General features: G+C 73.7%; 21 protein-coding genes and 3 tRNA genes. 14 read left to right on the forward strand and 10 right to left on the reverse strand.

All coding sequences use genetic code 11. From position 1 onward, the window contains the following. The coding region (locus ABT247_RS18870; RefSeq protein WP_350743931.1) for a helix-turn-helix transcriptional regulator at nucleotides 1-660 on the reverse strand (660 nt) is incomplete at its 3' end. 110 nt (nucleotides 661-770) lie between these two features. Here ABT247_RS18870 and ABT247_RS18875 point away from each other — a divergent pair. Continuing rightward, nucleotides 771-1,349: a TIGR03086 family metal-binding protein gene (locus ABT247_RS18875; RefSeq protein WP_350743932.1), complete on the forward strand. Its 579-nt coding sequence runs from the start codon at nucleotides 771-773 to the stop codon at nucleotides 1,347-1,349. Between the two features lie 130 nt (nucleotides 1,350-1,479). On the opposite strand, the gene ABT247_RS18880 is transcribed toward ABT247_RS18875, so the two are convergent. Then, nucleotides 1,480-2,493, reverse strand: a complete 1,014-nt coding sequence (locus ABT247_RS18880) for an aldo/keto reductase (protein WP_350743933.1) — start codon at nucleotides 2,491-2,493, stop codon at nucleotides 1,480-1,482. Next, entirely contained in the window at nucleotides 2,490-2,993 is a 504-nt protein-coding gene (locus ABT247_RS18885) for a MerR family transcriptional regulator (protein ID WP_350743934.1), read from the reverse strand. Before ABT247_RS18885 ends, ABT247_RS18880 begins: the two co-directional genes overlap by 4 nt. A 119-nt stretch (nucleotides 2,994-3,112) precedes the next feature. On the opposite strand from ABT247_RS18885, the gene ABT247_RS18890 reads away from it, so the two are divergent. After that, nucleotides 3,113-3,958 carry a serine hydrolase domain-containing protein gene (locus ABT247_RS18890; RefSeq protein ID WP_350743935.1) on the forward strand — a complete coding sequence of 282 codons (846 nt, stop codon included), beginning with the start codon at nucleotides 3,113-3,115 and terminating at the stop codon, nucleotides 3,956-3,958. A 20-nt stretch (nucleotides 3,959-3,978) separates the two neighbouring features. Here the strand turns inward: ABT247_RS18890 and ABT247_RS18895 are convergent, their stop codons facing one another. Beyond that, nucleotides 3,979-4,755 (reverse strand): pirin family protein, encoded by a 777-nt coding sequence (locus ABT247_RS18895; protein WP_350743936.1) that lies wholly within the window; start codon nucleotides 4,753-4,755, stop codon nucleotides 3,979-3,981. Nucleotides 4,756-5,091: 336 nt separating this feature from the next. On the opposite strand from ABT247_RS18895, the gene ABT247_RS18900 reads away from it, so the two are divergent. From ABT247_RS18900 to fabF, 5 genes are all read left to right on the forward strand, one after another. Beyond that, entirely contained in the window at nucleotides 5,092-6,288 is a 1,197-nt protein-coding gene (locus ABT247_RS18900) for a PucR family transcriptional regulator (protein ID WP_350743949.1), read from the forward strand. A gap of 91 nt (nucleotides 6,289-6,379) precedes the next feature. After that, nucleotides 6,380-7,339, forward strand: a complete 960-nt coding sequence (locus ABT247_RS18905; RefSeq protein WP_350743937.1) for an ACP S-malonyltransferase — start codon at nucleotides 6,380-6,382, stop codon at nucleotides 7,337-7,339. Next, nucleotides 7,336-8,367: a beta-ketoacyl-ACP synthase III gene (locus tag ABT247_RS18910; protein ID WP_350743938.1), complete on the forward strand. Its 1,032-nt coding sequence runs from the start codon at nucleotides 7,336-7,338 to the stop codon at nucleotides 8,365-8,367. Before ABT247_RS18905 ends, ABT247_RS18910 begins: the two co-directional genes overlap by 4 nt. 80 nt (nucleotides 8,368-8,447) lie before the next feature. Next, the gene (locus ABT247_RS18915; protein WP_350743939.1) at nucleotides 8,448-8,690 is read left to right on the forward strand and encodes an acyl carrier protein; all 243 of its coding nucleotides are present in this window, start codon (nucleotides 8,448-8,450) and stop codon (nucleotides 8,688-8,690) included. A 181-nt stretch (nucleotides 8,691-8,871) separates the two neighbouring features. Then, nucleotides 8,872-10,134, forward strand: a complete 1,263-nt coding sequence (fabF, locus tag ABT247_RS18920; protein WP_350743940.1) for a beta-ketoacyl-ACP synthase II — start codon at nucleotides 8,872-8,874, stop codon at nucleotides 10,132-10,134. A gap of 91 nt (nucleotides 10,135-10,225) precedes the next feature. Here the strand turns inward: fabF and ABT247_RS18925 are convergent, their stop codons facing one another. Beyond that, a complete protein-coding gene (locus tag ABT247_RS18925; protein WP_188296478.1) occupies nucleotides 10,226-10,720 on the reverse strand; it encodes a DUF3145 domain-containing protein in 495 nt (164 codons plus the stop codon). A gap of 354 nt (nucleotides 10,721-11,074) precedes the next feature. Next, on the reverse strand, nucleotides 11,075-12,100 hold the full coding sequence (locus ABT247_RS18930; RefSeq protein WP_350743941.1) for an NADP-dependent oxidoreductase: 1,026 nt from the start codon (nucleotides 12,098-12,100) through the stop codon (nucleotides 11,075-11,077). A gap of 105 nt (nucleotides 12,101-12,205) precedes the next feature. On the opposite strand from ABT247_RS18930, the gene ABT247_RS18935 reads away from it, so the two are divergent. Further along, nucleotides 12,206-12,670: a MarR family winged helix-turn-helix transcriptional regulator gene (locus ABT247_RS18935; protein WP_350743942.1), complete on the forward strand. Its 465-nt coding sequence runs from the start codon at nucleotides 12,206-12,208 to the stop codon at nucleotides 12,668-12,670. 119 nt (nucleotides 12,671-12,789) lie between these two features. Next, on the forward strand, nucleotides 12,790-14,304 hold the full coding sequence (locus tag ABT247_RS18940; protein ID WP_350743943.1) for an LCP family protein: 1,515 nt from the start codon (nucleotides 12,790-12,792) through the stop codon (nucleotides 14,302-14,304). A 4-nt stretch (nucleotides 14,305-14,308) separates the two neighbouring features. Here ABT247_RS18940 and ABT247_RS18945 read toward each other — a convergent pair whose 3' ends face one another. Together ABT247_RS18945 and ABT247_RS18950 are read right to left on the reverse strand one after the other, a co-directional pair. Beyond that, nucleotides 14,309-15,229: a 1-aminocyclopropane-1-carboxylate deaminase/D-cysteine desulfhydrase gene (locus ABT247_RS18945; RefSeq protein ID WP_350743944.1), complete on the reverse strand. Its 921-nt coding sequence runs from the start codon at nucleotides 15,227-15,229 to the stop codon at nucleotides 14,309-14,311. Between the two features lie 515 nt (nucleotides 15,230-15,744). Next, a tRNA-Ile gene (locus tag ABT247_RS18950) sits at nucleotides 15,745-15,818 on the reverse strand. 192 nt (nucleotides 15,819-16,010) lie between these two features. On the opposite strand from ABT247_RS18950, the gene ABT247_RS18955 reads away from it, so the two are divergent. Next, nucleotides 16,011-16,871 (forward strand): trypsin-like serine peptidase, encoded by an 861-nt coding sequence (locus ABT247_RS18955; protein WP_350743945.1) that lies wholly within the window; start codon nucleotides 16,011-16,013, stop codon nucleotides 16,869-16,871. A 172-nt stretch (nucleotides 16,872-17,043) separates the two neighbouring features. Then, nucleotides 17,044-17,790 (forward strand): trypsin-like serine peptidase, encoded by a 747-nt coding sequence (locus tag ABT247_RS18960; protein ID WP_350743946.1) that lies wholly within the window; start codon nucleotides 17,044-17,046, stop codon nucleotides 17,788-17,790. 163 nt (nucleotides 17,791-17,953) lie between these two features. Here the strand turns inward: ABT247_RS18960 and ABT247_RS18965 are convergent. Both ABT247_RS18965 and ABT247_RS18970 read right to left on the reverse strand, forming a co-directional pair. Next, nucleotides 17,954-18,026: transfer RNA gene (locus ABT247_RS18965), tRNA-Asn, on the reverse strand. 62 nt (nucleotides 18,027-18,088) lie between these two features. Further along, nucleotides 18,089-18,161, reverse strand: a tRNA-Asn gene (locus ABT247_RS18970). Between the two features lie 241 nt (nucleotides 18,162-18,402). Between ABT247_RS18970 and ABT247_RS18975 the strand changes: the two genes are divergently transcribed. The 3 genes from ABT247_RS18975 to gad all read left to right on the forward strand — a co-directional run bounded on the left by ABT247_RS18975 (nucleotide 18,403) and on the right by gad (nucleotide 21,875). Continuing rightward, a complete protein-coding gene (locus ABT247_RS18975) occupies nucleotides 18,403-18,696 on the forward strand; it encodes a hypothetical protein (protein ID WP_350743950.1) in 294 nt (97 codons plus the stop codon). A 107-nt stretch (nucleotides 18,697-18,803) separates the two neighbouring features. Then, a complete protein-coding gene (locus ABT247_RS18980; protein ID WP_350743947.1) occupies nucleotides 18,804-20,240 on the forward strand; it encodes an FGGY family carbohydrate kinase in 1,437 nt (478 codons plus the stop codon). Nucleotides 20,241-20,471: 231 nt separating this feature from the next. After that, complete coding sequence (gene gad, locus ABT247_RS18985) at nucleotides 20,472-21,875, forward strand: glutamate decarboxylase (protein ID WP_350743948.1); 1,404 nt, start codon at nucleotides 20,472-20,474, stop codon at nucleotides 21,873-21,875. Nucleotides 21,876-22,053: the final 178 nt, after the last annotated feature.

A 22,053-nucleotide genomic window follows, 5' to 3' on the forward strand; every position in this document is an offset into this window, starting at 1 on the left:
CCCCTCGCGACGCCGCACCGCCTCCTCGGTGGTCTCCGCGGCCAGCACCCGGTCCGCCCGGAACAGCCGCGGCTCGCCGTGCAGGTCGGCCACCAGGTACCAGACCGAGGCCTTGCTCACCAGCCCGTACGGGTCGACGGTGTACTCCACCGGCGCGGGCGTGCCGCTGTGCCGGTAGCACAGCCGCAGCCGCCGGTCGGCGAACACCGCGTACTGCAGCTCCCCGAGGTCCGGGCCGCTCCCCGCGCCGGGCTGGGGGCCCTGCATCCAGCGCGCCGGGTCGACCAGGATGCGCTCGCTGACCCGCTCGGCCGCCGGGCGGTGCGGAGCGGGCAGCGCGGCCATCACCTTGCGCAGCGCCGAGCCGAGCGCTCCGTCCAGTCCGAGGTCGCTGTGCGCGCCCTGCGCGGAGAGCACGAACAGCGCCCGGGCCTCGTCCGCCGTCAGCCCGGTGACGTCGGTGCGGTAGCCGGGCAGGAGGTTGATGCCGCCGTGCCGGCCGCGTTCGGTGAACACCGGCACCCCGGCGGCGGACAGCGACTCCACGTCGCGGTAGATGGTGCGCACCGACACCTCCAGCCGTTCGGCCAGCTCGGTGGCGGGCACCCGGCCACGGGTCTGGAGCAGCAGGAGGATCGAGAGCAGCCGGTCGGCCTTCATGACACAAGGATCCCAGTAATCCTGACGGCACTTGTCAGGTTTTACTGGGAGATTGCGTTTCGAGCCCGACAGGGCCGGAAGACCGCACCGCACCAGGGAGCTGACCACCCGTGAACACCGTCCAGGACGCCCGCCCGCAGTACCTGCTCGCCCTCGGCCAGTTGGCGGAGCTGTTCGCCGCCGTCACCCCGGCCGACCTCGACCGCCCCACGCCCTGCGAGGAGTTCACGCTGCGCGGGCTGCTGAACCACGTGGTCGGCGGCGTCCACCGCTTCGCGTACATGGGCGAGGGCGGTCGCGCCGAGGACGTCGTCGCCGCCATCGAGGACCCGTCGGACGGGGGCTGGCCGGCCGCGCTGTCCCGGGCGAGCGCCCGCGCGACCGCCGCGTGGGCGGACGACGCCAAGCTGGGCCGTCCGACCTTCGCCCCCTGGGGTGAGGTGCCCGGCGGCATGGTGGTCGGCGGTTACGTGATGGAGGCGACGACGCACGCCTGGGACATCGCGAAGACCCTGGACAACGGCTTCGTGCTGGACGACGGCCTGGCGCACACCGCGCTGGCCATCGCCCAGGCCGTCCTGCCGGCCGAGGGCCGCGTCGAGGGCGTCCCGTTCGCCGCGGTGCAGCCCGTGGCCGAGGACGCCGACGTCCACACCCGGCTGGCCGCCTTCACGGGCCGCAAGGTCTGAGGCCGCCGACGCGGGCTGCCGGGCAGCAGGCCGGCCGGGCGGCCCGGCGCCCCGGGCCCGGGGAGTGACGGCTCCCCGGGCCCGGTCGGCGCCGTTCCGGCGCTCCGGCGCTCCGGCGCTCCGGCGCGTGCTACTCCCGCCCGACGAAGGTGAAGTTCATGTCGGCGTAGCGGCCACCGGCCACCTGGGCCGACACCGGCTCCAGCAGCGCCAGTTCCTCCGCCGTGAGCCGCAGCGTCGCGGCGGCGACGTTCTCGGCCAGCCGGCCGCGCCTGCGGGTGCCCGGGATCGGCACCACGGCCAGCCCGTGCACCTCGGCCCGCTGCTGCACCCAGGCCAGCGCGACCTGCGCCATGCTCAGCCCGCGGGCCGCGGCGATCTCCCGCAGCGGCGCGAGCAGTTCGGCGTTGGCCGCCGCGTTCTCGCCGGTGAACCGCGGCTGGGAGCGCCGCACGTCGTCCGCCGCGAGCTGCTCGGCGTTCTGGAAGGAGCCGGTCAGGAAGCCGCGGCCGAGCGGCGAGTACGGCACGAACGCGACGCCGAGCTCGGCCGCGGCCGGCACCACCGCCCGCTCGACGTCCCGGGCGAACACCGACCACTCGGACTGCACGGCGGCGATCGGGTGGATCGCGTGCGCCTCCCGCAGCTCCGCCGCGGTCACCTCGGACAGGCCGAGGTGGCGCACCTTGCCGGCCTTGACCAGCTCGGCCATCGCACCGACCGAATCGGCCAGCGGCACCGCCGGGTCGCGGCGGTGCATGTAGTAGAGGTCGATCTCGTCCACGCCGAGGCGGCGCAGCGAGGCGTCCACGGCCGCGTGGATGTACGCCGGGTCGTTGCGGATGCCGCGGTGGGCCGGATCGTCCTCCCTGCGCTCGATGGCGAACTTGGTCGCGAGCACCACCTCGTCCCGGTGGGCCCGGACGAAGGGGCCGATGAACTCCTCGTTGCGGCCGAAGCCGTAGGCGTCGGCGGTGTCGAACAGCGTGACACCGGCCTCCAGCGCCGCGTCCAGGGTGGCGAGCGCCTCGCCGGAGTCGGTGGGGCCGTAGAACTCGCTCATGCCCATGCAGCCGAGGCCCTGGATGCCCACCGTCGGGCCGGCGGTGCCGAGTTCGGCGGTGGGGAGTACGGGGTGCGTCATGCGCTCTGCTCTTCCTCTCCTCGGTAGTACGTGCAGACGGCCGGCGCGCCGGTGCTGTCGGCGATCCTTCCGGCGTACAGATCGATCTTGTAGTCGAGGACGGACAGGGTGGCCTGGAGGTCGGCGATCCGCTGCCGGACCTCCTCGCGCTGCGCGACCAGCAGCTGCCGGCGGTCCTCGTAGGTCTGCTCGCCGCGGCGGGCCATGTCGACGTACCGGAGCATGTCCGCCACCGACATCCCGGTCAGCCGCAGGCGGCCCAGGAAGGCCAGTCGGTGCAGGTCCGCGTCGCAGTAGCGGCGCTGGCCGCCGGCCGCCCGGTCCACCGGGTCGAGCAGGCCGATCCGCTCGTACCAGCGGAGCGTGTGGGCGGTGAGTCCGCTGGCGGCGGCGACCTCGCTGATGGTGTGCCGCGCGGTCCGGTCCGGTTCGCCGACCGGGTGGTCGAACACCTCGGAGCAGGTGCGCAGGCGGCTCTCGACGTGCGCGGGTGTGGCCATTGATCGTTCCCCCTGTCCTGTGCGACATCGACGACGCTACCGAGTTCGAGTGCACTCCAAGCAAGCCTGCCGATCACGTGGCGCCGGCCCGTCCGCGGCCCCGCGTTAGAGTCGACCGCATGGAGAGCTTGCGGATGATCGAGAACTGGCCCGTGCCCCACGCCGCGGCGGCGGTGGTCCGGGGCGCGGACGGAGCGGTGCTGGGTTCGCACGGGCCGCAGCAGCACCTCTTCCCGCTGGCTTCGGTGACCAAGCCGCTGACCGCGTACGCGGCGCTCGTCGCGATCGAGGAGGGCGTTTTCGAGCTGGACGACCCGGCCGGCCCGCCCGGTTCGACCGTGCGCCACCTGCTCGCCCACACCTCCGGCCTGGGCTTCGACGAGGACCGCGTGTTCGGCGAGCCCGGTACGCGCCGGCTCTACTCCAACGCCGGCTTCGACGCGCTCGCCCGGGCGCTCTCCGAGGCCGCCGGGATCGAGTTCCACCGCTACGCGGCCGAGGCGGTGTTCGAGCCGCTGGGCATGCACGACACCGTGCTCAACACCGCGCACAAGTCCCCGGCCGGTGCCGGCGGCCTGTCCACGGTGGCCGATCTGACCCGGTTCGCCGCCGAGCTGCAGTCGCCCAAGCTGCTGGACCCGTCCACCGTACGGCGGGCCACCCGCGAGGTCGCCTTCCCCGGCACCAGCGGGGTGCTGCCCGGCTACGGCCACCGCCGCCCGAACGACTGGGGCCTCGGCTTCGAGATCCGCGACGGCAAGAGCCCGCACTGGACGGGCACCGCCAACTCCCCGGAGACCTTCGGCCACTTCGGCCAGTCCGGCACCTTCCTCTGGGTCGACCCGCAGGCCGGTGCGGCCTGCATCGCGCTCACCGACCGGGACTTCGGCCCCTGGGCCGTCGAGGCCTGGCCGGCCCTCTCCGACGCGGTGCTGGCGGAGCTGGCGGAGCCGAACACTCCCTGACCGGGGAGCCGCCGAGCGGGTCAGCCGTACGAGACCGGCGAGTGCATCTCCCAGAGCAGGAGTTCGGCGCCGGTCCCGCCCGCCGTCGGGTCGGCGAAGGCGTCGCCGGTGATCCGCACGCTGTCGCCCGGGACCATCGAGCGGCCGCCGCCCTTGGGCCCCGGGACGGTGCGGTACCCGAGCGAGCCGGCCGTCAGGTGCGCGTACCGCCAGGGCGCCTCGGGCAGTACCGGCAGCGGCTGCCACGGCCCGGCGACGGCCAGCCAGAGCGCGGCGTCGCTCCGGCGCAGCCGCAGGGCGTCCGTCCCCGCGTCGCGCGCCATCCCGGAGGCGAGCAGCGTCAACCCGCCGTCCGCCGGTTCCACCCTGCGCAGGCCGTACGCGGGGGCGGCACCGAACTCGTCCGGCTGGAGCCACATCTGGACGAAGCGCACCGGCCCGGTGGCGCCGCCGAGGTTGCGCTCGGTGTGGGTGACGCCCGAGCCGGCGCTGAGGTGCTGGACCATGCCGGGGCGCACCACGCCGCTGTGGCCGTGCGAGTCCCGGTGGGCCAGCGCGCCCTCCAGCACCCAGGTCAGGATCTCGGTGTCCCGGTGCTTGTGCTCCTCGAACCCGGCGCCGGGGGCGAGGAGTTCCTCGTTGCACGCGAGCAGCGCGCCGAAGTGGGTGTTCTTCGGGTCGTAGTGGCCGGAGAAGGAGAACGCGTGTCGGGTCTCGATGCCCTCGGCCGGGACGGAGCGGTAGCGCTCGGCGGTGCGGCGCAGGTCGGCGCGGGGTCGGTCAGCGGCATCGGTCACGGCTCCACCGTAGCCCCCTGCGCCGGCCCGCCCAGGGGCGCCCGGCGGCACTCGGGAGCCGGTGCCGACGCCGCCCGCTCCGGCGCCGCTCCCCCGGGCGGTCGCCCGGCGCTTCCGGCGTCGGCGCGCCCCGCGGGCCGAGGTGTGACCCTTGCCACCGCGCCGCTCGGCCGGGGGGGTGTGCACGAGCAGTCACTCACGTGAGGCAGTCTTGTCCTTGTGCCAGCCGCTTCCGCTCACTCCACCAGCGAACCCAGTCCCGTCGCACCCGAACCGGCCGGGAAGAGTCCGGCGCCCCGGGCGGGCCGCGACCGCCCCGGCCGGGCGGCACCCCGTCTGACGGCCCAGGAGCGCAGGAACGCCGCCGAGCGGGCCGAGCGCCGGGCGGCGACCCTCAAGCGGCTGGAGAAGTCCTCGGGCAAGCTGGCCACCGCCGCGATCGCGCGGATGGACGACCAGCTCGGCTGGTACCGCCGGATGCCGCCGGAGCACCGTTCCTGGATCGGCCTGGTCGCCCAGGCCGGCATCGCCGCCTTCACCGAGTGGTACCGCCACCCCGACACCGCCCAGGCGATCTCCACCGACGTCTTCGGCACCGCGCCCCGCGAGCTGACCCGGGCCATCACCCTGCGCCAGACCGTCGAGCTGATCCGCACCACGATCGAGGTGATGGAGGAGGCCATCGAGGAGGTGGCCGCCCCCGGTGACGAGGCGGACATGCGCGAGTCGGTGCTCGTGTACGCCCGGGAGATCGCCTTCGCCACCGCCCAGGTGTACGCCCAGGCCGCGGAGGCCCGCGGCGCCTGGGACGCCCGGCTGGAGGCGCTGGTGGTCAACTCGCTGCTGTCCGGCGACGCCGACGAGGGTGTGCTCTCCCGCGCCGCCGCACTCGGCTGGGGGCAGCCCAGCCAGGTCCGGGTGGTGATGGGCAGCGCCCCGGACGGCGACAGCGAGCTGGTGGTCGAGGCGATCCGCCGGGCCGCGCGGTACGCGAAGCTGCACGTGCTGACCGGGGTGCTGGGCAGCCGCCTGGTGGTGGTGGTCGGCGGTGACAAGGAGCCGGTGCACGCCGCCCGGGCGCTGATCGGCCAGTTCGCGCCCGGCCCGGTGGTGATCGGCCCGACCGTGCCGGACCTGCTCTCGGCGACCCGCTCGGCGCACGCCGCCGCGGCCGGTCTGCGGGCCTGCGCAGCCTGGCCGGACGCGCCCCGCCCGGTGCTGGCCGACGACCTGCTGCCCGAGCGGGCACTGGCCGGGGACCAGGCCGCCCGGCGCCAGTTGGTGGAGGAGATCTACACACCGCTGGACGAGGCCGGCTCGGCCCTGCTGGAGACGCTGAGCGTCTACCTGGAACAGGCGTCCTCCCTGGAGGGCGCCGCCCGGATGCTCTTCGTCCACCCCAATACGGTGCGCTACCGGCTGCGACGTGTGACCGACGTCACGGGGTACGCGCCCTCCGACGTGCGTTCGGCGTTCACCCTGCGGATCGCACTGGCCCTCGGCCGACTGGCCGCGGCCGGGGAGTCCAGCTGAGCCAGGGTGTAGGGACCATACAATCCCGGATGGTTTTCTTCGTTACCGTCGCCTACCCGCCCCTGGGCGCCTGGCGAGAGAGGGTTGAACCGTGCTCGTAATCGTCGCCCCTGGACAGGGTGCCCAGTCCCCCGGTTTCCTCAGCCCCTGGCTGGAGCTCGACGGTGTCGCCGACCGCCTGCGCGGCTGGTCGGAGGTCGCCGGGCTCGACCTGGTGCACGCCGGCACCGAGGCGTCCGCCGAGGAGATCAAGGACACCGCCGTCGCCCAGCCCCTGCTGGTCGCCGCCGGTCTGATGACCGCCCGTGAGCTGTTCCCGGACGAGGACCTCGCCCGCAAGCTGGTCGGCGCCGTCGCGGGCCACAGCGTCGGCGAGATCACCGCCGCGGCCGGCGCCGGGGTGCTCAGCGCCCGGGACGCCCTGACCTTCGTGCGTGAGCGCGGCCGGGCCATGGCCGAGGCCGCCGCCGTCACCGAGACCGGCATGATCGCCGTGCTCGGCGGCGAGCCCGAGGTCGTCGCGGCGAAGCTGGCCGAGCACGGCCTGACCGCGGCCAACAACAACGGCGGCGGCCAGATCGTCGCGGCCGGCACCCTGGCCCAGCTCGAAGCGCTGAAGGCGGACCCGCCGGCCGGCGCCAAGCTGATCGCGCTCAAGGTGGCCGGTGCCTTCCACACCGAGCACATGGCCCCGGGCGTCGAGCGGCTGGCCGCGCTGGCCCCGACGCTGACCGTGGCCGACCCGCAGGTCCGCTACGTCTCCAACAAGGACGGCGAGGTCGTCGAGTCCGGCGCCGAGGTGCTGTCGCGTCTGGTGTCGCAGGTCTCCAACCCGGTCCGCTGGGACCTCTGCATGGAGACCCTGGGCCGGCTCGGCGCGACCGCCGTGATCGAACTGTCCCCCGCGGGCACCCTCACCGCGCTGCTCAAGCGCAACCTCAAGGGCGTGGCCACGCTCGCCCTGAAGACCCCCGCCGATCTGGACAAGGCCCGTGAGCTCGTCGCGGAGCACGGCGGTCAGGATCAGCAGCCCCAGGAGGACCAGGCATGACCAAGCCGCAGATCCGGCCCGCCGCCGGTGCGCAGTACTCCCGCATCCACGGGGTCGGCGGCTACCGCCCGGTCCGGGTCATCCCGAACTCCGAGGTGCTGGAGTGGATCGACTCGTCGGACGAGTGGATCCGCACCCGCAGCGGGATCGCCGAGCGGCGCTGGGCCGGCCCGGAGGAGTCCGTCGCCGAGATGTCGGTGCAGGCCGCCGGCAAGGCCATCGCACAGGCCGGGATCGCCCCCGAGCAGATCGGCGGCGTGATCGTCGCGACGGTCTCGCACCTCAAGCAGACCCCGGCGATCGCCACCGAGATCGCCGAGCGGCTCGGCTGCGGCACCGCCCCGGCGTTCGACATCTCGGCCGCCTGCGCCGGCTTCGGCTACGGCCTGGGCCTGGCCGACGGCATGATCCGCGGCGGCAACGCCGAGTACGTGCTGGTGATCGGCGTCGAGCGGCTCAGCGACCTCACCGACACCTCGGACCGCTCGACCGCGTTCATCTTCGGTGACGGCGCCGGCGCGGCGATCGTCGGCCCGTCGGACACCCCCGGGATCGGCAAGCTGATCTGGGGCTCGGACGGCTCGCAGGCCGACGTCATCTCGCAGACCCAGGCCTGGGACACCGCCTTCGCCAAGCCCGGCGCCATCAACGGCCAGGGCGAGGAGTCGAAGTGGCCGGCGCTGCGGATGGAGGGCCAGCCGGTCTTCCGCTGGGCGGTGTGGGAGATGGCCAAGGTGGCCCAGCAGGCGCTGGACGCCGCCGGGATCACCGCCGACCAGCTCGGCGCCTTCATCCCGCACCAGGCCAACATGCGGATCACCGACGCCATGATCAAGGCGCTCAAGCTTCCGGAGTCGGTGCCCGTCGCCCGCGACATCGCCGAGACCGGCAACACCTCCGCGGCCTCCATTCCGCTGGCGATGGAGCGCATGTTGGAGAGCGGTGAGGCGCACAGCGGCGACCTCGCGCTGATCATCGGGTTCGGGGCGGGTCTCGTGTACGCCGCGGCAGTCGTTACGCTCCCCTAGGCGCGTTTCGCCCCATCCATCCGCAAACCTGTGTTCGGCCGCCGGTCGGACACGCTCAACACCGAAGAGGAGCAGCCAGAATGGCTACGCAGGAAGAGGTCCTGGAGGGTCTCGCCGAGATCGTCAACGAGATCGCCGGCATCCCGGCGGAGGACGTCCAGCTGGACAAGTCCTTCACCGACGACCTCGACGTCGACTCGCTGTCCATGGTGGAGGTCGTCGTGGCCGCCGAGGAGCGCTTCGACGTCAAGATCCCGGACGACGAGGTCAAGAACCTGAAGACCGTCGGCGACGCGGTGAAGTACATCCTCGACAACGCCTGAGCGGTCGACTCGTTCGAGTCAACCAGCCCGTCCGGCGTCAGGAACGCCGCGGACGGCTGACCCGTCGGCCCGGCTCCCCGAGTCGAGCCGACCCGCCGGCCGGGACGCCCCACCGGGCGCCCGGCCGGGCCCTTCCCCGGCTCGCCGCCGACCCCCGCACAACGTGAAAGAAGAGAAACCAGTGACCGCTGAAAACCGTACCGTGGTCGTCACGGGTATCGGCGCCTTCACGCCGCTGGGCGGCGACGCCGCCACCACCTGGGAGAACCTGGTCGCCGGGCGCTCCGGAGTGGCGGCCCTGACCGAGGAGTGGGCCCAGGACCTGCCGGTCCGGATCGCCGCGCGCACCGCCGTCGAGCCGGGCGAGATCCTGCCCCGCCCGCTGGCCCGCCGGCTGGACCGCTCCGCCCAGTTCGCGCTGATCGCCGCCCGCGAGGCCTGGGCCGACGCCGGCTTCGAGACCCCGGCCACCGACGAGTCCTCCAAGCTCGCCCCCGAGCGCCTGGGCGCCGTCATCGCCTCCGGCATCGGCGGCGTGACCACCCTGCTCGACCAGTACGACGTGCTGCGCGAGAAGGGCGCCCGCAAGGTCTCCCCGCACACCGTCCCGATGCTGATGCCCAATTCCCCGGCGGCGAACGTCGGTCTGGAGGTCGGCGCCCGCGCCGGCGTGCACACCCCGGTCTCCGCCTGCGCCTCCGGCGCCGAGGCGATCGGCTACGCGATCGAGATGATCCGCAGCGGCCGCGCCGACGTCGTGGTGGCCGGCGGCACCGAGGCGGCGATCCACCCGCTGCCGATCGCCGCGTTCGCCAACATGATGGCGATGTCCAAGAACAACGACGAGCCCGAGCGCGCCTCCCGCCCGTACGACAAGGCCCGTGACGGCTTCGTGCTGGGCGAGGGCGCCGGTGTGGTCGTGCTGGAGAGCCTGGAGCACGCCGAGGCGCGCAGTGCCCGGATCTACTGCGAGGCCGTGGGCCAGGGCCTGTCCTCGGACGCCCACCACATCGCGCAGCCGGAGCCGACCGGCGCCGGTGTGGCCCGCGCACTGGCCGACCTGTTCGAGCGCAACGCGCTGGACAAGGCCGAGATCGTGCACGTCAACGCGCACGCCACCTCGACCCCGCAGGGCGACACCGCCGAGCTGAAGGCGCTGCGCAAGGAGCTGGGCGACGACCTCGACCACATCTACGTCTCGGCCACCAAGTCGATGACCGGTCACCTGCTGGGCGGCGCCGGCGGCATCGAGACCGTCGCCACCGTGCAGGCGCTGTACCACCGGGTCGCCCCGCCGACCATCAACGTCGAGGAACTGGACGACGAGGTGGACGCGACGATCGTGCGCGAGGCCACCCCGCTGCCCGAGGGCCGGATCGCCGCGCTGAACAACTCGTTCGGCTTCGGCGGCCACAACGTGGTGCTGGCCTTCCGCACCCGCTGAGGACCGTGACGAAGGGGCCGGCGCTCTCCGCGAGCGCCGGCCCCTTCGTCGTACCGTCCGGGCCGTCCGTACCGTCCGGGCCGTCGGGGTTTCAGACCACCTGGTGCAGCCAGCGCACCGGCGCGCCCTCGCCCGCGTACCGGAAGGGCTCCAGCTCGTCGTCCCAGGGCTTGCCCAGCAGCCGGGCGATCTCGGCCTCCAGGTCGGCGCCCTCGCTGCGGGCCCGCAGCAGCACCGCGCGCAGCCGGTCCTCGGGGATCAGGATGTCGCCGTGGATGCCCGTGACGGCGTGGAAGATGCCGAGCGAGGGCGTGCTGCTGTACCGCTCGCCCTCCGCCGTGGCGCAGGGCTCGCTGGTCACCTCGTACCGCATGAGCTGCCAGCCGCGCAGCGCGGAGGCGAGCTTCGAGGCCGTGCCGGGCTCCCCCTGCCAGGAGAGTTCGGCACGCCAATGCCCGGGTGCGGCCGGCTGGCGGATCCAGTCCAGGCTCACCCGCACACCGAGCACCCCCGCGACGGCCCACTCGACGTGCGGGCACAGCGCGCGGGGCGCGGAGTGGATGTAGAGAACTCCACGTGTCGTCACCGGGACCTCCAGGCTGTGGACGAGGGTCGCCTTCCCCAGCTGCCTCGCTGCCTGCAGTGATCCACAGTTACCCACGTTTGCCGACATTAAGCTACTAAATTGAGCAAAACGGACAGGCTTTCGCTCAATGCTAGTCGAATCCTCAACGAGGTCTACCCCTCGGCCGGATCTCTCCCCCGAACGGCCCCATCGCCGGGCGGGACCACCGTACCGCGCGGCGCCACGCGATGGATGACGCACTTTCGGATCCGGCCGGAATGCGGTAGTGCGGCCGCTTCCCCTGCGCCGTGCACGCGAACCGCCCCGCCGCCCTCCTCGGGCGCGCGGGGCGGGGTCCGTGCCGCTGACGGCGGGTCAGCCCTCCAGGCTAACCACCATCTTGCCGGTGTTGACGCCGCGCAGCAGGTCGATGAAGGCCTGGGCGGCGTTCTCGAAGCCGTCCACCACGGTCTCCTCGGTGCGCAGCTCGCCGGACTTCAGCCAGCCGGCCACCTCGGCGACGAACTGCGGCTGCAGGGCGGCGTGGTCGCTCACCAGCATGCCCTCCAGGCGCAGCCGCTTGCCGATCGCCAGCGCGAGGTTGCGCGGGGCGGCCGGCGCGGTGGTCTCGTTGTACTGGGCGATCGCGCCGCAGAGCACCGCGCGGCCGTGCACGCCGAGCGCGCCGATCGCGGCCTCCAGGTGGTCGCCGCCGACGTTGTCGAAGTAGAGGTCGATGCCGTCCGGGGCGGCGGCGGCCAGCTGCTCGGCGACGGGGGCGTCCTTGTAGTTGAAGGCGGCGTCGAAGCCGTACTCGTCGACCAGCTTGGCGACCTTCTCCGCCGAGCCGGCCGAGCCGACCACCAGCGAGGCGCCCTTGAGCCGGGCGATCTGGCCGACCAGCGAGCCGACCGCGCCGGCCGCGCCGGAGACGAAGACCTTGTCGCCCTCCTTGAGGCCGCCGACGGCGAGCAGACCGGCGTAGGCGGTCAGGCCGGGCATGCCGAGCACGCCCAGGTACGCGGAGAGCGGGGCGGCCTGCGGGTCGACCTTGACCGCGTGCCCGGCGGCCAGGGTGGCGTACTCGCGCCAGCCGAGGCCGTGCAGCACCGCGTCGCCCGGGGCGAAGCCCTCGGCCTCGGAGGCGACCACGTAGCCGACCGCGCCGCCCTCCATGGCCTCGCCGAGCCGGAACGGCGGGACGTAGGACTTGACGTCGTTCATCCGGCCGCGCATGTACGGGTCCACCGAGAGGTGGGTGTTGCGGACCAGGATCTCGCCCGGGCCGGGCGTCCGGACCGGGGCCTCGACCAGGGCGAAGTCGGTGGGCACCGGCCAGCCCTGGGGGCGGGCGGCGAGGTGCCATTCACGGGCGGTGGCGGGGGTGGCCTGCTCTGCCATGGAGGTGCTCCTCGGAGGGGTTCGACAGGGTGAAAGGTTGAGCAACTGAAGTAACGATGGACATGAAAGGTTCACCTTGTCAACTTTTCAGGTAGACTCGGGGCCATGGACACTCAGCCGACCCCGGCCGCCGCGCGGCAGTCCGACGAGATCACCCGCGAGGTCGTCGACCTGATGGCCAACCTGGTCGCGCTCTTCCACCGCGAGTACGAGGAGGCCGCGGCCGCCCGCTCGCTCACCGGCGCCCAGGCCAAGGTGCTGGCCCTGCTGCGGCGCGGCCCGCTGCCGATGCGGCAGATCGCCCAGACGCTCAGCTGCGAGCCGTCCAACATCACCGGCATCGTCGACCGGCTGGAGGCCCGCGGCTTCGTCACCCGGGAGGCCGACCGGCAGGACCGCAGGGTCAAGCTCGTCGCCGCCACCGAGACCGGCGCGGCCGCCTCCGAGGAGCTGCGCGAGTCCCTCAACTTCGCCCGGGAGCCGCTCGCCGCGCTCGGCCCGGAGGAGCGGACCGTCCTGCGCGACCTGCTCCGCCGGATGCTCACCGGCGCCGCGGGCCCCGGCGCGTGAGCAGCATCACAGCCCCCGGAGCCGATTCCCCCGCCCACCGGGGGTAACCGAACGGCCTCCCAGGACGTCTAACGTTCGAACATCGAACGCGAGACACCTGAAGACGGGGGGCACGGAGGATGAGCAGCAGCACGCGCCGGCGCCGCTACCTGCGGACCGCCATCGGCCTGGCCGCCGTGCTGGTGCTGTCGGTCGTGGGAGCCGGGGCCTGGTTCTACCACCGGCTGGACAGCAACATCACCACCTTCGACGCGGGCGGCGTCGCCACCGAGCGCCCGCCCGCCCCCGTCCCGGCTTCCCCCGGTGCCCAGGTGCCGGTCAACGTACTGCTGCTGGGCTCGGACACCCGGGACGACGGCAACAACGCCCTGGGCGGCGGAGACCAGGGCCCGGGCCACTCGGACACCGCGATCCTGCTGCACGTCTACGCCGACCACAAGCACGCCGTCGGCGTCTCGATCCCCCGCGACACCCTGGTCACCCTGCCGGCCTGCAAACTGCCCGACGGCACCTGGACCAAGCCCCGCACCGACCAGATGTTCAACTCGGCCTTCAGCGTCGGCGACTCCCCCAAGGGCAACCCGGCCTGCACCCAGAACACCGTGGAGAAGCTCACCGGGCTGCGGATCGACCACACCGTCGTGGTCGACTTCAAGGGCGCCGCCGCGATGGCCGACGCCGTCGGCGGCGTGGACGCCTGCGTGCCCAACGACGTGAACGAGTACGGCATCCACCTCAAGAAGGGGATCCAGCGGCTCACCGGGCAGTCCGCGGTGGACTACCTGCGGGCCCGCCACGGGATCGGCGACAACTCCGACATCGGCCGGATGAAGCGCCAGCAGGCCTTCCTCTCCTCGATGATCAAGAAGGTGCAGAGCCAGGGCTTCTCGCTGACCACCCTGCTCCCGCTGGCGGACGCGGCCACCAGGTCGCTCACCGTGGACGAGGGCCTCGGCACCGCCATGAAGCTGGTGGACTTCGCCCGCTCGGTGCAGGACATCAAGCTCTCCGACGTCACCTTCGTCACCGCGCCCTGGCGCTTCGCCGGGGACCGGGTGCGGCTCGTCCAGCCGGACGCCGACACCCTGTGGAAGCTGCTGCGCGAGGACCGCACCCTGGACGGGCGGAGCACCGCCGGTACCGGCGCCGCCGCCTCGCCGGACGCGAGCCCCAGCGCGGACGCGCCGCTCGGCCCCGAGCAGGCCGCCGTCCCGATCACCGTGGTCAACGGCGTCGGCACCGCCGGGCTGGCCGGCTCCGGCGCCGAGACGCTCAAGGGCCGCGGCTTCCAGAACGTCGTGCTGGGCGCCAACGACCCGGGCAAGCAACACACCCAGGTCTCCTACGACCCGGCGCTGAAGACCACCGCCGACCAGGTCGCGGCGCTCTTCCCGGGCGCCAGTGCGGTCGAGGAGCCCGGCTCGGGCGGCATCACCGTCACCCTCGGCGCGGACTACCACCCGGCCGGCAGCACCCGGCTGGACGCGGTCACCAGCCCCTCGCCGGCACCCGGGACGTCGACCGCACCGAGTACCTCGCCGAGCGGCGTGCCGAGCGGCGTCCCGACCGGTATAGCGGAGAACACCCGCGGCGCCGACACCGACCCGTGCGCCGACCTGACCTTCGGCTCCTGAGCGCCTACTCCGGATCCGGCAGGCCGGTGACCACGGCGGTCAGCCGGGTGCCGGGCGGGAAGGCGCCCGCCCCGGCCAGGTCGGCCAGCGCGGCGAGCAGCTTGGCGACGTAGCGGCGCTCCACCGGGACGCCGTGGCGGCGCTCGAACTCCCCGGCGAAGGCGGCCAGTTCCGGCCGGACCCGGCCGTACCCGCCGCCGTGGTGGTCGTGGTCGATCCGCCAGTTGGCGAACTCGCGTCCGTACCCGGCCCGGTGCAGCCGGGCGACCTCCTCCTCCAGGTAGCCCTCGCCGCCGCGCAGCACGGCCACCCCGAGCGCCCGCGCGCCCGGCGGCAGGCCCGCCGCGATGCCGGCCAGGGTGCCGCCGGTGCCGACCGGGCAGCGGACCACGTCCCGCCCGCCGAGGTCGGGCAGCTCCGCCGGGATCGCGGCGGCACCGATCGCGGCCAGGGCGTTGGAGCCGCCCTCCGGAAGCACCAGGCACCGGCCCCAACGGCGCTCCAGGGCCGCCGTGCCGTCCGTACCGCCCTCGCCCCCGGCCCGGCCGACCGCCTCCCGGTAGGCGGCCCGGGTGAGGAACTCCAGCCGCATCCCGTCCCGTTCGGCGGCCCGCAGCGACCAGTTGCGCGGCCGCCCGGCCAGTTCCTCGCCGCGCACCAGCCCGACGCTCTCCAGCCCGAGCGCCGAGGCGGCGGCCGCCACCGCCCGCAGATGGGTCGAGTAGGCCCCGCCGAAGGTCAGCAACCGGGTGTGCCCCTGCTCGACGGCGGCAGCGAGGTTCGGCGCGAGCTTGCGCCACTTGTTGCCGGGGACGGTCGGGTGCAGCAGGTCGTCCCGCTTCAGCCGCAGCTCCACCCCGGCCCGGGCGAAGACCCCGTCGGTGCAGTCCACCAGCGGGGTCGGCAACAGGGCGGGTTCGAGCACCCGGCCAGCTTAGGCGGTGCCCACCGGGGGCCGGACCCACCCCGGAATCGTCTCCGCTTCGCCGGCCGCATTCCCCTCGCCCGTCCAGAGGACGACCTGATCCGCCCCGGCTTCCAGGGCCCGGTCGCTCAGCGCCCGGACGGCCCGCGTCGCGGCTCCCGGCCCCGGCCGTCCGGCAGGAGGGCGTATGCGGGCGTGCCCGAGTTCGGTGCGGTCGCGGGGACTGCTGCTCCGTCATGTCGGCCGGGTCCGGGTGACAGAGGGCGCACGAGGCGTCGCGTCTGTGGGAAGGGGCCCGTGCGCCTCGCGAGACGCACGCCGTGAGCTGCTCGACGGTTCCCCGGGGGGGGACGGCTTCACCGTCAACCCGCTCCCCTGGCGTTCCCATCCGGGTGAAACCCAGCGTGGCATCCCCGGTTCCTGCTAGGCCCTGGCCTACAGTTCCAGTCTCAAGAGCCGACGTTTCCGCTGGTCAGCGCAGATCAACTGCCGACGCCCTGTCGGCTCGTCACAGGTGGGGCGGGTGGGACTCGAACCCACGACCAAGGGATTATGAGTCCCCTGCTCTAACCGGCTGAGCTACCGCCCCGGTTCCGCCGCGCGCGCCGGTTCGTCGGCCACGGCAGCAGCAGACGGCCCCGCGAGGCCGTCCCGGGCAGCATAGCCGGTCGATCACCCGTGGTGCGCGCCGGGGGCGCACCTGGGTGCGGGAGGGCGCGCGCCTCTCCGGGCGGCGCAGCCCGGCTGGCGTGCGAGCCCCGGTCGGGGGCAGCCTGGGCTGATGACGATGCGTGGGAGGGGAGCGGCGGCCGGGGCCCTGCTGCTGGCGCTCGCCGTGACCGGCTGCACCACCGCGACGCGCTCCGGCGGGGTCGTCCCGACCGTCACCTCGGCCTTCCCCTCCGCCTCCGGGGCCGGCTCCACGGACACCCACGGCTGGACTAAGCAGCGGTTCAAGGGCGCGATCGGCAAGCACACCGGGGTCACCCGCACCGCCAAGCCCACCGTGCTCAACGGCCTGGTCGGCGCGGTGTTCACCCGCAACGCGGACGGCGACCACTTCTGCACCGCCAGCGTGGTGGACAGCGCCGGGCTCAACCTGATCGTCACCGCCGCCCACTGCGTCTGGGACCCGAAGCTCGGCCAGCGCAGCGACCTGGTGTTCGTCCCCGGCTACCGCAACGGCGACACCCCCAGCGGCGTCTGGCCGCTGCTGGCGGTCACGGTCGACGACGGCTGGAAGGACCACGCCGATCCGGACGTGGACGTCGCCTTCGCGGTGGTCCAGGCCCAGAACGGCCGGCAGGTGCAGGAGGTGCTCGGCGCCAACAAGCTGGGCGTCAACCGCGGCTACCGACTCCCGGTGCGGGTCACCGGCTACCCCGGCAGCAGCGACGTCCCGATCACCTGCGCCAACACCACCACCGAGCAGAGCCCGACCCAGCTGCGGATCGACTGCCCCGACTACACCGGCGGCACCAGCGGCAGTCCCTGGGTGACGGACTTCGACCCGGCCTCCAGGACCGGCACCGTGGTGGGCGTGATCGGCGGCTACCAGGAGGGCGGAGACAGCCCGGACACCTCCTACAGCAGCTACTTCGGCGACCGGATCCAGGCGCTCTACGACCGGGCCACCGGTTGAGCCGTACCTGACCCGACTGCGCGCGGCCTGAGCCCCACCCGGCAACGGGTGCGTTCCGCACCGGTCGTGCACCCGGCAGTGGCGTTCGCGGGCCCGGCCTGGTAGATCTTCCTCACGAACGGCGGAACGCACGGCCAGGATGCCCGCCCCGAGGAACGAGACGGAGCACCCGATGGCGCCCCGCCCGGTACCGCGTGCGCGCACGGCCAGGGTGACCGCGCTGGCCGCCCTGCTGCTGGCCGCCGGCACCGCCTGCGGCGGGTCGGACGCCCCGCCCAACGCCGAGGTCGCCCAGCCGAACCCGGTCCGCGACCGGATCGGCACCCTGTCCATCCACTCCGCGCAGGGCCCACGGGCGTGCACCGCGAGCGTGGTGCACAGCCCCCGCCGCAACCTGCTGGTCACCGCGGCGCACTGCGTGCAGAACCGTCGGATCGGCCTGCTGGACGGGCTGGTGTTCACCCCCGGCTACCGCAACGGGTACACGCCGTACGGGACTTGGCCGGTGCAGTCGATCACCGTGGACCCGCGCTGGGCGCAGGACGACGACCCCGACTACGACGTGGCGTTCATCACCGTCCGCCCGGTGGACGGCCGGGAGATCGAGGACGCGGTCGGCGGCAACCCGATCGGGACGGACCAGGGCGTGGGGCTGACCGTCTCGGTGACCGGCTACCCGAACGAGAGCGACGAACCGATCACCTGCTCCGTGCGGACCCGCTCGCAGGGCTCGACCCAGGAGCGCTTCGACTGCGGCGGCTACACCGACGGCACCAGCGGCAGCCCGTGGGTGACGGCGAGCGGGACGGTGATCGGTGTGATCGGCGGCTACCAGGAGGGCGGCGAAAGCCCGGGCACCTCCTACAGCGTGGCCTTCGACCAGCGGGTCGCCGACCTCTACCGGCGGGCGACCACCTGAGGGCGCCGGGTGATGGGAGACGAGGAGGTGACGAAGGGGTGTTGATGACGGGAGGAGCCGAGGCGGGGGTGACGGACGCAACAAGCGCCCGGGCCAACACGAAGGCCCCCCGGTCGTCCGAGGGGCCTTCGCTCTGAGCAGTCACCGGGCGGACCCGGTGCAGCTCCCGCAATTGGACTCGAACCAATAACCTGCCGGTTAACAGCCGGCTGCTCTGCCAATTGAGCTATGCGGGATCGTGCTACTCGACTTCGGTACCACGCACAGGAAACGGGCTCCTGAAGAGCCCTCTCCCGAGCTCCCCCAATTGGACTCGAACCAATAACCTGCCGATTAACAGTCGGCTGCTCTGCCAATTGAGCTATGGGGGATCGGCTTCCGCTCCGGCTCCCGTGACCCGGGCTCCTCGGCGCTCGCTGCGGGACATACATTAGCGCACTCGGGGGGGTGGTCCGCCAATCGCTTTCCCCGGCCGCCCGGCACGGCCGTCCCGGCGCGCCCGCCGCGCGCCCGCGACGTCCCCCGGGGATGCTGGGGGCGCGGACGGTTCGCCGTCCCGACCAACGGGTAGGGCAATGCGGCAGAGGCCGCCAGGAGAGGGTGGATCCGATCATGTGGAAGGTGTCGTTGGCCGTGGGTTTCGCGGCCGGCTACGTCCTGGGCTCGCGGGCCGGGCGCCAGCGCTACGAGCAGATCGCCAAGGTCACCCGGCAGATCACCCAGAGCCCCACGGTTCAGGGGGCGACGGAACGGGCCCGGCAGCAGGCCGGCGCCGTCGCGGGGAAGGCCGCCGGTGCGGTCGCGGACCGCGTCGGGGACCGGCTGCCGACCGCGGTCACCGAACGGGTGCCGTACTTCAACCGCTCACGGTCGGAGGACGACGGCTGGGGCACCTTCCGCCCGTGACCGGGCGGTGAGACCGGCGCGACGGACGGCCCGGCGGGGCGTTCCGAACCGGCAAAGACTCACCCGGCCCGGACGCGTCCCGGGCCGGGCTGAGGCATGATCTCGACATGGCCATCGTCGCGGGGATAGACAGCTCGACCAACCGCACCCGGATCGTCGCGTGCGACACCGACACCGGCGCCGTCCTGCGCTCCGGGAAGGCCCCCCATCCCGTCCCCGAGAGCCTGGAGTTGCGCGCGGGCGAGGCCGACCCCCAGATGTGGCTGCACTCGCTCGGCGACGCCGCGGCCGGCGGCCTGCTGGAGGGCGTCCGGGCGATCGGCGTCAGCGCGCAGCAGCACGGCATGATCGGCCTGGACGCGGGCGGGGTGCTGGTCCGGCCCGCGATGCTGTGGCACGACCCGCGGGCCGGCGGTGCCGCGGCCAAGCTGCTGGACGCCCTCGGCGGCCCGGCCGCCTGGACCGCCGCGATCGGCGCGGTGCCCGGCCCGACGTACACCATCGCCAAGCTCCGCTGGCTGGCCGAGTTCGAGCCGGCCAACGCCCGCCGGATCGCCGAGGTGCTGCTGCCGCACGACTGGCTGGTCTGGCAGTTGCTCGGCCACCCCAAGCGCCGCACCACCGACCGGGGCGACGCCTCCGGGACGGGCTACTGGTCCCCGATCACCGGCGAGTACCGGCAGGACCTGGTCGAGCTGGCGCTCGGCCACGGGCTCAAGCTGCCCGAGGTGCTCGGCCCCGCCGAGCCCGCCGGGCACACCCCCGAGGGTCTGCTGATCTCGGCCGGCACCGGCGACAACATGGCCGCGGCGCTGGGCCTGGGCCTCGGCCCGGGCGACGCGGTGGTCTCGCTCGGCAGCGCCGGGACGATCTTCGCGGTGCACGAGCAGGCCGTGGTGGACGCCTCCGGCCTGGTGTCCTCCTTCGCCGACGCCAGCGGCCGCCACCTGCCGATGGTCGCCACCCTCAACGCCGCCCAGGTCCTGCGTTCCACCGCGGCCCTGCTCGGCCGGGACCTGGACGGGCTGAGCGACCTCGCCCTGCACTCCTCCCCCGGCGCCTACGGCCTGGTGCTGCTGCCGTACCTGGACGGCGAACGCACCCCCGCGCTGCCGCACGCCGCCGGCACTCTGACCGGCCTGCGGGCCGAGGCGATGACGCCCCAGCACCTGGCCCGGGCCGCCGTCGAGGGCATGCTCTGCAACATCGCGGACGCGCTGGACGTGCTCCGCACCCAGGGCGTGGGGATCAAGCGGGTGTTCCTGCTCGGCACGGCCGGTCGGCTGCCCGCCGTCCGGCACATCGCCCCGATGCTGTTCGGTGTCCCGGTGGTGGTGCCCCCGCCGGCCGCCCACGCCGCGCGCGGGGCCGCCCGGCAGGCCGCCTGGGCGCTGGCGGGCACCCCGGAGCCGCCGGAGTGGGAGCTGCCGGACGCCGAGACGGTCGAGCCCGAGGACGAACAGGACCTCGCGATCGGCGCCGCGGTGCGCCAGCAGTACCGCGCCGCCCGCGACCAGGTCCACCCGGAGGCCTCGGCCTCGTAGCCCTCGCTTCGCCGCCCTCGCTTCGCCGCCTTCGCTTCGCCGCCTTCACTCGGCGGCTTCGTCGCTTCGCCGCTTCGTCGCCTCGTCGCTTCCGTCCCGGTGGTTCGGACCGGTCCCCGAAACCCCGGGTGGGGCCTTGGCCGGAGTCCGCCGCTGAAGATGCGTCACCCGGCGCCCGGTGGCAGCGTGGGTCCGGAACACGGACACCGAGCGCGAAGGGCGGCAGTTCCCATGGCCTTGCACAAGGGAGCCGGCGACGGCCGCCGGTTGAGCGTCAGCCCGTTCCTCGGCGTCACCGACCCGCTCGGCGCGATGGAACTCGCCCCGCCCGTGCACCGGCTCGCCGACGGCCCGGTGGCGGCGGACACCGCGTACCAGCTGGTCCATGACGAGCTGATGCTCGACGGCAGCGCCCGGCTGAACCTGGCGACCTTCGTCACCACCTCCATGGAGGTGCAGGCGACCCGGCTGATGACCGAGTGCCTGGACAAGAACATGATCGACAAGGACGAGTACCCGCAGACCGCCGAACTGGAGCGGCGCTGCGTGGCCATCCTCGCCGACCTCTGGCACGCCCCCGACCCGGACGCCGCGGTCGGCTGTTCCACCACCGGCTCCAGCGAGGCCTGCATGCTCGCCGGGATGGCGCTCAAGCACCGCTGGATGCGCCGCAACGCCGAGCGCTACGCGGCCGGGGCCCGGCCCAACCTGGTGATGGGCGTCAACGTCCAGGTGTGCTGGGAGAAGTTCTGCACCTTCTGGGAGGTCGAGGCGCGCACCGCGCCCATGGAGGGCGAGCGCTTCCACCTCGGCCCCGAGCAGGCGGTCGCGCTGTGCGACGAGAACACCATCGGCGTGGTCGGCATCCTCGGCTCCACCTTCGACGGCTCGTACGAGCCGATCGCGGAGATCTGCGCCGCGCTCGACGAGCTCCAGGAGCGCACCGGCCTGGACATCCCGGTGCACGTGGACGGCGCCTCCGGCGGCATGGTGGCGCCGTTCCTCGATCCGGAGCTGGTGTGGGACTTCCGGCTGCCCCGGGTCGCCTCGATCAACACCTCGGGGCACAAGTACGGGCTGGTCTACCCGGGCGTCGGCTGGGCGCTGTGGCGGAACAAGGAGTCGCTGCCGGAGGAACTGGTCTTCCGGGTCGACTACCTGGGCGGCGAGATGCCGACCTTCGCCCTCAACTTCTCCCGGCCCGGCGCGCAGGTGGCGGCGCAGTACTACGTGTTCCTGCGGCTCGGCCGGGAGGGGTTCAAGGCGGTCCAGGGGGCCTGCCGGGACGTCGCCGGCTACCTGGCGGAGGAGATCGGGAAGCTGGGCTGCTTCCGGCTGCTGACGCGTGGTGACCAACTGCCGGTGTTCGCCTTCACCACCGCCGAGGGAACGCCCTTCGACGTGTTCGACGTCTCGCGACGGCTGCGCGAGCGCGGCTGGCAGGTGCCCGCGTACACCTTCCCGGCGAACCGGCAGGACCTCTCGGTGCTCCGGGTGGTCTGCCGCAACGGCTTCTCGCGGGACCTCGCCGACCTGCTGCTGGCCGACCTGAACCGGCTGCTGCCGGAGCTGCGGCGCCAGCCCGTCCCGCTCAAGGAGCTCGGGGTGCCGGTCAGCGAGGGCTTCCACCACTGAGGCGGGCCCGCGGTTCCCGGTGGGAGGGCGCGGCGAAGCGCCTCCCACCGGGGTCCCGGCGGTGGGGGGGGGCGGCCCCCCCCCCGGGGGCCGCCCCCCGGGGGGGGGGGGGGGGGGCGGGCCCGGCGGGGGCGCGCGCGGGGGCGGGGGGCGGGCGGGCGGCGGCGGGGGGGGGCAG

The organism is Kitasatospora sp. NPDC001539 (genome assembly GCF_040298565.1).
Lineage (GTDB): Bacteria > Actinomycetota > Actinomycetes > Streptomycetales > Streptomycetaceae > Kitasatospora.